This window comes from Parabacteroides sp. merdae-related_45_40, from assembly GCF_001915675.1.
Genome location: NZ_MNQY01000066.1, coordinates 1 through 11071 on the forward strand (window position 1 = coordinate 1; position 11071 = coordinate 11071).

Below are 11071 nucleotides of genomic sequence, written 5' to 3' on the forward strand. Positions count from 1 at the left end.
CGTAGTGATAGAGAAAACGGGCATATATCACTAATCAAATAAGTTGAATATCAACTGGTAAAAAGAAATCAGTGATACAGTGACAGAGGAAATGGGAAACATAGTTCTTCGTCACTTTCGGGGCAGGTCATGTGTTAAAGCTAATAAGTTTATTGCATAGCAAGGTAATGCTTGCCCTGTTGTCTTTATGCATGTTTAGGATTTAGATAAACAAGTTTTGGTCGCACCTAGCTATTTTCCATCAGTCTTTTGTTGGAGGAGCGGAAACTCCGAAAGTCTTGAATAGGGATTATCTGGGTAATAAAAGAAGCCGGAAAAACTCGTATCCGGGGGCAATCGAGTTTGAAAAAGGAGGCATGCAAAAGCTTAAGGTCTACTGATCGGCTGCCGCGTCTGGGAGCAGTTCCGTTTTGTGTTAGTTTTCCTGTTTTTTGTTCCTGGCAGGTGTGTACTCAATTAGAATAGAGAGGAGAAAGATGTTGGGATTGTCCGTACTTTTGCATATCAGATAATGTAAATATAAAACGAAAACCAATATGCGTATGGTCAATCTATGTAAAAACAAGCTGTTCAATACCGGGCTTATGCTCTTTTTGTGCCTTGGCTTGCAGGCCCAGAACAAGGAGATGCGGCGGGTGGCTACGAACGACTGCGGAGTAACGAATACACAAGCTTTCCTGATCAAAGGGGATGACTATACATTGCCGGATTCTTTCACGGGAAGCAAAGAGGCGAAAACCTGTAATTTCGGCGGGACGGTCATCTATGCTTTCGATCAGATGGATATACAGGCCGATTACCGGATGGAGGTGGTCTATCTGGCTGACAACCGGAGGGAACAGCGTATCGTGGCTGACGGCAACGAAGTGCAGGGGCCCGTCGTACTTGAAAAAGGGAAGGAGCAACGCTACATGATCGACCTGCCGAAGAAAGCCTACGCCTACGGACAATTGGTCTTGGTGTTTGAAGCCTTGAAGGGAGATAATGCGATTGTTTCGGAGCTGAACCTGTATTCGTCCAATCCGGCCCAGCTGAAACCTTTCGGGGAAGAACGTAAAAAGGAACTGGTGCATACCCAGGCTTATACGGTGGATACGACTGTTTGTGCGGAAAAAGTTTTACCTGTATATACCATCAAGCCCCATCAGGTAGCCGGTGTCTATAATCCGGTCCTGTCCTTAAACGGGACGTGGTTGTTCAATGAAAAGCCTGCTGCCCGTTTTTATGAACAGAAACAGAACGGGCGGGACTGGAAGCCGATCGTAGTTCCGGGACAGTGGTCCATGCAAGGCTTTAAAGTCGATTCCGCCGGTTTCGGAGGCTATCAGACTACATTCACATTGCCTGCGGATTGGCAGGGAAAGCAGGTGAAACTGCGTTTCGACGGTGTCTCCAGCGAGTCGGTCGTGTATCTGAATGGAAAGGAAATAGGTTCCCATATGGGAGGAATGACCGCTTTTGAACTGGATGTCACGAAAGGGCTGAAGGCGGGTGAGAACCTGTTGGCCCTGCGGGTTCGCAGCGAGTCGTTGGCAGACATGTTAGGGAGCCTGACTCAATATGCGGCACATCAGTTGGGAGGTATAACCCGTAAAGTGACGCTCTTTGCCGTTCCGGATATCCATTTGTCGGACCTTCGTATCGTGACGGAGCTGGACGATGACTATAAAGATGCAGACTTGAAAGTCTATCTGTCGGTAACGAATAGCTCGGATGAGATACAAAAAGATGTATCGGTTCGCCTTTCCCTTTCCGGACTGCCTGTTGTCCTGAGCCGGCATATTCCGGAGATTGCCGCCGGGTCTTCCTGGAGCGGTTGGTTGACTGGCAAAGTCGTTTCTCCGGATAAGTGGGATAACGAGCATCCATCTTTATATACGATGAAAATCGAAGTCGGAACCTCGGACAAGGTTGTCGAGCAGATAGAGAAACGTTTTGGCTTCCGCGAGATCCGGATACAAGGAAATCGTTTGCTGGTAAATGGCAAGGCTGTCAAGTTGAGAGGAGTTTGCCGGCATGAAATGCATCCGTTGACCGGACGTGTGATGAATCCTGCCCTGGAACGGAAGGATGTCGAGCTGTACCGGGATGCGAACTGCAATTTTATCCGTACTTCCCATTACCCTCCTTGTGAAGAGCTGCTCGAAGTCTGTGACGAACTGGGCATGTTCGTGGAAGTGGAAGCACCGGTCTGTTGGATCGGCCATCATGCGAATGAGAACTGGAAGGTGCTGAACTACTGCGATCCTAAATACTATCCGTATGTATTGCAGGCGAATATGGAGATGATCCAGTTCTACCGGAACCATCCTTCCATCATCTTCTGGTCGATGGCGAACGAATCGTACTGGAATAAGGAATTTGCACAGGTAGAGGTCTATATGGAAAAAGCCGATCCTACCCGTCCGTTCACGTTCCACGACCAGGCCTATGGTGGGTTCAACAACCAGGGCAGCACGGCCCCGATCGCGAATATCCATTATCCGGGTCCCAACGGATATAAGGTCGCCGCCAAAAGCGACCGGCCGATGACGTATGGCGAATACTGCCACCTGAATGTCTATAACCGGAGCGAACTGGTGACTGACCCCGGCATCCGTAGCGATTGGGCATTGGCGCTGGCTCCTACGTGGGACAATATGTATAAGACACCGGGCGTTTTAGGCGGTTCTATCTGGTCCGGTATCGACGATATTTTCCAGATGCCTAACGGGGATGCAGTCGGCTATGGCCCCTGGGGACCGATCGACGGCTGGCGTCGCCCGAAACCGGAGTACTGGGATATGAAAAAGATATACAGTCCGGTTCGTGTGACGACCGAGGCGTTATCTCCAGCCAACGAACTGGTCATCGATCTTGAAAACCGGTACACCTATACAAACCTGGATGAACTGCGTATCACGTGGACGTACGGAGAGGAGAAGGGAACGGCCTTCGCAGACCTGGAACCCGGTGAAAAAGGACAACTTCGCATCCGGCTTGCCCATCCCGAAAAGGCGAATGAGCTCTATCTGTCTTTTGCCGATCCCCGCGGCTTTACTGCCGATGAGTATTTGATCCCTGTCGGCAGACAGGTACAAAACGAATTGCAGGCGTTGCCAACTGCTTCTACCCGCTTGAAAGAAAAGAAAGACCGCTATGTCATTACCGGAAAAGATTTTAGTTGTGAGATCAGTCGTGTATCCGGCCAGATACTCTCGGTGAAGAAAGGGAAAAAAGAAATATTGAACGGTGGACCGTGGCTGATGGCCTTACCGTTGACAGGTGGCGGATGCTACCCGAATCATAATGCCAATACGCCTGTGTTCAATGACCTTTGCTCGGACTGGAAGGTAGAAAAAGTAGAGGCGGTCCGACAGGGTGATGACGTCTTGGTAAAAGTGGCAGGCGCTTATAAAGAGTTTTCCGGCTCTTATGACCTGAAAATAAATGCAGGAGGCGAACTGTCGGTAACCTATTCGTTCGATGCCCTTGAAGAGGTGAATCCGAGGCAGTGGGGACTGGTTTTTGAAGCTCCTGTTTCTTATGATAAGACCTTCTGGCGCCGGGATGGCATGTGGAGCGTTTATCCGGCCGACCATATCAGCCGTCCGGTAGGTGAAGCCAGCCTTTTTTATGAAGGGCTCCCTGCGAAAGTCGATCCACGTACGGAACCTGCCTGGTCTTGGAGTATGGATTATAACGAACTGGGAAGTAATGATTTCCGTTCCACCCGCCGGAACATCTGGTATGCCGGTCTGAAAGACGGAAACGGCAGTAAGATTACCGTCCCTTCCAATGGCAAACAGCACTGGCGCTCCTGGTTGGAAAAAGACAAGATCCGCTTCCTGGTTGCCGACTTTGTGACGGCAGGAAACGAGATGTTCCTCAGTAGCTATTATGCTCCCTACCGCAAGCCGTTGAAGAAAGGAGACCGGATCGGTGGAGAGATTGTGGTGAGAGTGGAATAACCTCTTAACTTACCCTATAACCTGTATCTTTACAGGCTATAGGGTATTGCCCGACAGCCCGTAAGGAGACTAAAATACCTTACGGGCTATTGGGTATTACCGGCATTTTTGTAACTTTGTAAGCACCAATCAAATGCAGAGCCGTATGGAACAACCGTCTGAACAATCGTTATGGGGAATGTTGGAAGGCATCACCGAGAATCTGAAGCACAAGCGGCTGGCGGATGTGTTTCGCTTTGTGTCGTTCCGCCCGTTCGAGACATTCGGGCCGCATAAGCATCTGCGTATCGAGATCAACTATGTGAAGAAGGGCAATTGCATCCTGCATCTGGAGAACGAGAGTATCAGCTTCAGCGAGAACGAGATGATGGTGATCTGTTCCAATGTGGAGCATACCTTCGAGGCCGGTTCCGAAGATACGACCCTGATGCAGTTGGAGTTCCTGCCGGAAGTCTTCTCCCGCTTCAATCCGGACGGGCACGGGCAGACGAAGGATCTGGCGCCTGTCACGATCTTTTCCGAAGAAAACCGGTTGATCAAGATTGTGAATAACGTCCGGATCATGCGCGCCGTGCAGCGTATTGTCAACGAGATGAACCAGAAGAGCAAATACTACCAATATCTGGTTGTCATGTACTATGCCGAACTGCTGATCCTGATTTACCGTTATCTCGATGAGGCCTATCTTCCGATTTGTACAAACGATTCGTTGAAAAAGGCGATCTCCTATATCCGTTTGAACTACCAGTCCGATATCACGATCAGCGATGTCGCGTCGCAAACCGGAGTCGGAGAACGGTACTTGCGCAAACTGTTCTCTCAGTACCTGAACCTCTCCCCGCTGGACTACCTGAACCAGATCCGGATCAACAAAGCGATCGAGCTGCTGCGGAACACGGAGATGTCCGTCAAGGAGGTATGCTTTGCCTGCGGTTTCCAGTCCCCCCAATACTTCTCCCGTATTTTCAAACAACAAATGGGCATCTCTCCGCGTGAAGTGACGAAATAGAGAGTGCCGTTTTCTCTACTTTTTCCCTTGTTCTGTTCCTCGTAGCATAAGCAACCGGGAGCTTTACTGCCGTATCTTCTTCCCTCCGGGCTCTATCTTTGCAGGTAGAAAGACGAACTGTAAAAAGGAATTCACAATGAAAGAATGGAAAGACGATAAGGCCCTGTTTGCTTTGATAAAGGAAGAACTTTACACCGCAGTGGTCGGTGATATTATGGATAAGATGGGCTATACCCGCCAGTTTTTGCCTCCCCGCATCCGTCCGCTTCGTGACGATATGCTGGTGGCCGGACGTGCCATGACGGTATTGGAAGCCGATGTGCTGGATGCCGGAAAGGAGAAAGGGGTGAACCCGGTGCTGAAACGCTCCTTCGGCCTGATGCTCGAAGCGTTGGACGACTTGAAAGAAGACGAGGTATATGTTTGTTCCGGCTCTTCCCCTGCTTATGCCTTGTGGGGCGAGCTGATGAGTGCCCGTGCGATCCAGTGCAAGGCAGCCGGAGCGGTTGTCAACGGCTACTCCCGCGATACGAAGGGAATTTTGGCATTGGATTTCCCTTGCTTCTCCTACGGTCCCTATGCCCAGGACCAGGCGCCGCGTGGAAAGGTGATCGACTACCGTGTGCCGATCGAAATGGAGGGCGTACGGATCAATGACGGAGATATCCTGGTCGGCGACATCGACGGCGTATGTGTCGTGCCTCGTGAGATCGAGGAAGAAGTATTCACCCGCGCCTTGGAGAAAGCCCGTGGTGAACGGATGGTTTTGAAGAAGATACAGGAAGGGATGAAAGCCCGCGACGCTTTCGATACATACGGAATAATGTAAGATGATATAATAAGGAAGGAGACAATACAATGAAGATTACAGACGTAAAAGTATGGTTGGTCCAGGGCATCAAATATAACTGGACATTACTGAAGATCTATACCGACGAAGGCTATACCGGCGTAGGCGAGGCCACCAACTGGCCCGGTAGCCCGATCGTTTTCGAAGCCGCCAAGCATGCCGGGCAACGCATCATCGGCCTCGACCCGATGAAGACCGATTTTATCTGGACGAAGCTCTACCGCGACCTGAACTGGATCGGCCCGTACGGAGCCAGCCTGTGTGCGATCAGCGGTATCGACATGGCGCTGCTCGACCTGAAAGCAAAGGTGTTGGGCGTTCCCTGCTACGAACTGTTGGGCGGGGCTTACCGGAAAGATATCCAGCTCTATGCCAACTACTGGTTTACGGGCGGCGGACACAACGAGGCGGACTATGCCGCCCAGGCACGCCGTGTCATGGACGCCGGTTTTACGGGGCTGAAGTTCGACCCCTTCGCCCACACGAACTATTTCTATGGCGAAGACCTTGCCTCCAACCTGACCCTGACGGCGGAACAGCAGGACCTGGCGTTCAACGTATCCAAAGCCGTGCGCGAGGCTGTCGGTCCGGAATGCGACATCATGATCGAGACACACGCCATGCTGAACTACCGGGTTGCCGTCAAGATGGCGGAACGGCTGGCAAAGCTCGATATCACCTGGTATGAGGAACCCGCCGGCCCGGAAAGTTCGCAGACGCTCCGTGCCATGCGCGAACGCATCCCGTCGGATGTCGCCATCTGTGTAGGCGAGCGCCATTACACCCGTTTCGGCATCCGTTCGCTGTTGGAAAAGCATGTGTGCGACGTGATCATGCCCGACATCACCCGTTGCGGCGGTCCCTCTGAAATGAAGCGCATGGCAACGATGGCGGAAGCCTACAACGTCCTGATCGCCCCGCATAACCCGAACGGCCCTCTCTCGACACTCGCCTCTTCGCATGTATGCGCCGCTATCCCGAACTTCTTCCGCCAGGAGTTTATGTTCAACGATGTTCCCTGGCGCGACACGGTGATCGACCATCCGATAGCCGAGATGGTCTATGACGGCCACCTGTACCTGTCCGACCGCCCCGGCCTGGGCGTGGACCTCGTTGAAGAGGAGATGGAGAAACACCCCGGCATCACGACGGATGCTCCCGATAACTTTTATATCTGATCCCTATGAGCTTTGTACTCGATTATAAAGATAAGGTAGTCCTGGTCACCGGAGTCTCCTCCGGGATCGGCTTAGGTGTCGCCAAGGAGTTCGCACGGGCGGGCGCCCATGTGGCAGGCTGTTCGCGCAAGTCTCCGGACGACGCGAGCGTGCAGGCTTTCCGCGAGGCGGTAGAGCAGGAGGGCGTACGCTCGTTTTACCGCCCCGCGGATGTGACGGATGCGGAGGAGCTGAAAGGCTTCGTCGAAGAGGTGGCCCGTACCTTCGGACGTATAGACATGGTCGTCTCCAATGCCGGCATGAACGTGTTCGAGGGAGCCGAAGGTTGCACGGAGGAGCGTTGGCATTACAACCTCGATCTGAACTTAGCTTCCCACTGGCGTCTGGCCCGGCTCTGCAAGCCCTATCTCGAAAAGAGCGGCGAAGGCGTCCTGCTCCTGATGACCTCCAACCATGCTTTCAGCTCCATCCCCGGATGCTTCCCTTATAACGTGACGAAAACGGCTATCACCGGCCTGGTGCGCAGCCTGGCGATCGAGTGGGGGCCGGCTGTCCGTACGGTGGGGGTGGCTCCCGGATTTATCGATACGGCGGGCAACGACACTTGGTTCGACTCTTTTCCCGATCCCGAAGCGGAACGCCGGCGGACGGTCGGCCTGCATCCCGTCAAACGGATCGGGACGGTCGAGGAGGTAGGGGCGTTATGCGTCTATCTCGCCTCCCCGTATGCCCGGTTTATCAGCGGGACGACGATCCTGATGGACGGTGGGCGCTCGGCGTTGATGCAGGATGAATAAAAAACAGATACCATGAACACGATCGACTTAATAATCTTTATAGCCTACTGCCTCCTGATCCTCAGTGTCGGCCTTTTTGTCTCACGCGGCAAGAAGGGGGACGAGCGGGATGCCGGCGATTATTTCCTCGCCGGGCGCGGGCTTGCCTGGTGGGCGATAGGCGCTTCCATCATCGCTTCCAATATCTCCGCCGAACAGTTTGTCGGCATGTCCGGCTCCGGCTATGCCATCGGGCTGGCGATGGCGACCTACGAATGGATCGCCGCCCTCGGGCTGATCCTCGTGGCGAAGTTCTTCATCCCGATCTTCTTGGAGAAGAAGATCTTCACCATGCCCCAGTTCCTCGAAGAGCGTTTCGACAAGCGCGTCAAGACGGTGATGGCGGTCTTCTGGCTGGCGGTCTTCATCTTTATCAATCTTACTTCCATCTTGTACTTGGGAGCCTTGACGATCGAGAAGGTGATGGGGATCCCGATGCTCTACGGCATAATCGGGCTGGCGGCCTTTGCCGGTATCTATTCGATATACGGAGGATTGAAGGCGGTGGCGCTGACGGATGTGGTCCAGGTCGTGTTCCTGGTTGGCGGCGGGCTGGTCACGACCTATATCGCCCTCGACCTCCTCGGAGAAGGCGACGGCGTGTACCAGGGGATGGTCAACCTCTATGGCGAGGCGAGCGATAAGTTCCACCTGATCCTCGACAAGTCGCATCCCGGTTATAAGGACCTGCCGGGCATCTCCGTGATCCTCGGCGGCCTCTGGGTGGCAAACCTTTATTACTGGGGATGCAACCAGTATATCATCCAACGCGCGTTGGCCGCCAAATCGGTCCGGGAGGCGCAGAACGGGATGCTTTTCGCCGGTTTCATCAAGCTGTTCATCCCGCTTTTGGTCGTGATTCCCGGCATTGCCACCTTTGCGCTGGAGGCTCCGTTAGAGAAATCGGACGAAGCCTATCCGTGGTTGCTCGGCAACCTCCTTCCGGTAGGGGTGAATGGGGTGGCGTTTGCTGCCTTGACAGCCGCGATCGTCAGTTCGCTCGCTTCGATGATGAACAGTATTTCCACGATCTTTACGATGGATATCTACCGTTCCTATTTCCGGAAAGAGGCCGGACAGAAAGAACTGGTCCATACCGGACGTTGGGCGAGCTTCGGCTCGTTGCTGATAGCCGTGCTGATCGCCCCGATGCTGTCGGGGTTGGACCAGGCGTTCCAGTATATCCAGGAGTTTACCGGCTTTGTCAGTCCCGGCGCCCTGTCGATCTTCCTGGCAGGCTTCTTCTATAAACGGGCGACGGCAAACGGGGCGTTGGCGGCGGCATTGGGCTCGTTCGTCTTCTCCTTCGGCCTGAAGTTCCTCTTCCCCGGATTGCCCTGGATGGACCGCATGGGGCTTGTGTTCCTGATGTGCTGCGCGCTCATCGTCCTGCTGGGGAAAAAGGGCCAGCCGGCCAATGCTTATACGCGGCATGACCCGGCTTTGTTCCATACCGGCCGGATGTTCAATGTAATGTCGGTAGTCATACTGGCGATATTAATAGGCTTTTACTACTTTTGGTGGTAAATTTATACACATGTAATAATAGGCACATAAATGAAACAGATAAAGACAATCCTATTCGCTTTCGGTTGCAGCTTCCTGCTGTCTGGCACGAAAGCATTCGCACAGGTAGAGAGGCTTCCCGATGAAGCCTCCTATCCTGTCTTGCAGGAATTGGCCGGTGTCGAAACGCCTGCCGTCCTGCTGAGTGGAACCTGGCAGTTCCGGTATTCCCCGGATAGCAAGTGGGACAAGATACAGGTTCCCGGCGAGCCTGCCATGCAGGGCTATGCCATCGAGCACGACAAGCCGTTCACCTACCGGAAGTCGTTCACCGTCCCGGCCGATTACGCCGGCAAGCATACGATCCTGCGTTTCGACGGCGTCTACAGCTATGTCCGCCTGTTTGTGAACGGTACGTTCGTCCGCGAACATCATGGCGGCTTTACCCGTTGGGAGACGGATATCACCCCCTTCGTCCGTCCCGGAAAGAAAAACGAGATTCGCCTCGAAGTGACGGATCGCCTGGACGATATTTCCTATGCCTCCGGCTATGCCCATCATCCGATCGGGGGAATCCTGCGCGATGTAACCTTGTTCGCATTACCCGAAACCTGCTTGTATGACTTCTACGCCGAGACACATCTGGATGCTGCTTACGAGGATGCCGTCCTGAAGATCGGCTACAGCAGCCCGGTTGCCGGAGGTGCGGAAGTCGCCTATACGCTGGCCGACCCGTCCGGCAACCCCTATCCGTTGGCGCAATCCCGGTTCCCCCTGGAAGAGGGCGGGAACATGAATGAACTGCCCGTGAAGAACCCCTTGAAGTGGGATGCCGAACATCCGAACCTCTATACGCTGACGGTCACCCTCAGCAAGGACGGAAAGGAGATCGGCCGTTTCGACCGCCGTATCGGTTTCCGTGACGTGAAGATAGAGAAAGACCGCATGTTGGTGAACGGCATGCCGGTGAAGTTGCGCGGGGCCTGCCGCCATGACATCCACCCGACACTCGGCCGCACGACGACTGCCGAACTGGACAGTCTCGATGTGATCCTCTTCAAACGTTCCAATATGAACTTTGTCCGTACCTCGCATTATCCTCCCACGGAACGTTTCCTGGAGTATTGCGACCGCTACGGCATCTATGTGGAGAGCGAGACGGCTGTCTGCTTTGTCGATACCTACCGGCAGAAGAACTATGCGCCGGGCAAGACCCAGGACAGTGCCGAGTTTACGCCCCGCTATCTCTCGCAATGCCGCGAGATGGTGAAGTCGTTCCGTTCCCATCCCTCCATTCTGTTCTGGTCGATCGGTAATGAAAGCGTGTACGGCACGAACTTCCAGCAATGCTGGGATTGGGTGAAGGCAACCGACAAGACTCGCCCGGTTATATTCAGCTATCCCGGATCGGTCGGTGAGAAGAAGCCGGTCTATGATATCCTGAGCATGCACTACCAGGATGTAAACGGAAACCTGAACCAATGGAACCGCTCTACCCATGGTTTCCAGGGGGAAGGGATACCTGCCCTGTTCGACGAGTGGGCGCACCCGGCGTGCTACACCTACGCTACCTTGCAGGAAGATCCGAATATCCGCGAGTTCTGGGGGCATTCGATCGAAAGGATGTGGAGCGGCCTCTTTGATGCTCCCGGCGGCTTGGGTGGTGCGATCTGGGGATATGTGGATGAAACGTTTATGCTGCCCGAACCGAAAGTAGGGACTGCCTTCTGGAAAGAGTTTGC

At 53.7% G+C, this 11071-nt stretch carries 7 protein-coding genes; all 7 read left to right on the forward strand.

What is annotated here, in order from left to right; all coding sequences use genetic code 11:
• Nucleotides 1–536: 536 nt before the first annotated feature.
• A complete protein-coding gene (locus BHV83_RS10015; RefSeq protein WP_353743777.1) occupies nucleotides 537–3950 on the forward strand; it encodes a glycoside hydrolase family 2 protein in 3414 nt (1137 codons plus the stop codon).
• Between the two features lie 133 nt (nucleotides 3951–4083).
• Nucleotides 4084–4959 (forward strand): helix-turn-helix domain-containing protein, encoded by an 876-nt coding sequence (locus BHV83_RS10020; protein ID WP_005645066.1) that lies wholly within the window; start codon nucleotides 4084–4086, stop codon nucleotides 4957–4959.
• A gap of 136 nt (nucleotides 4960–5095) precedes the next feature.
• Nucleotides 5096–5788 (forward strand): RraA family protein, encoded by a 693-nt coding sequence (locus BHV83_RS10025; protein WP_022322791.1) that lies wholly within the window; start codon nucleotides 5096–5098, stop codon nucleotides 5786–5788.
• A gap of 29 nt (nucleotides 5789–5817) precedes the next feature.
• Nucleotides 5818–6987 (forward strand): mandelate racemase/muconate lactonizing enzyme family protein, encoded by a 1170-nt coding sequence (locus BHV83_RS10030; RefSeq protein ID WP_122204072.1) that lies wholly within the window; start codon nucleotides 5818–5820, stop codon nucleotides 6985–6987.
• A gap of 5 nt (nucleotides 6988–6992) precedes the next feature.
• On the forward strand, nucleotides 6993–7784 hold the full coding sequence (locus BHV83_RS10035; RefSeq protein WP_286757459.1) for an SDR family NAD(P)-dependent oxidoreductase: 792 nt from the start codon (nucleotides 6993–6995) through the stop codon (nucleotides 7782–7784).
• A gap of 12 nt (nucleotides 7785–7796) precedes the next feature.
• Nucleotides 7797–9350 (forward strand): sodium/sugar symporter, encoded by a 1554-nt coding sequence (locus BHV83_RS10040; protein ID WP_286757460.1) that lies wholly within the window; start codon nucleotides 7797–7799, stop codon nucleotides 9348–9350.
• A 30-nt stretch (nucleotides 9351–9380) separates the two neighbouring features.
• On the forward strand, nucleotides 9381–11071 hold a 1691-nt coding region (locus BHV83_RS10045), incomplete at its 3' end, for a glycoside hydrolase family 2 protein (protein ID WP_286757461.1).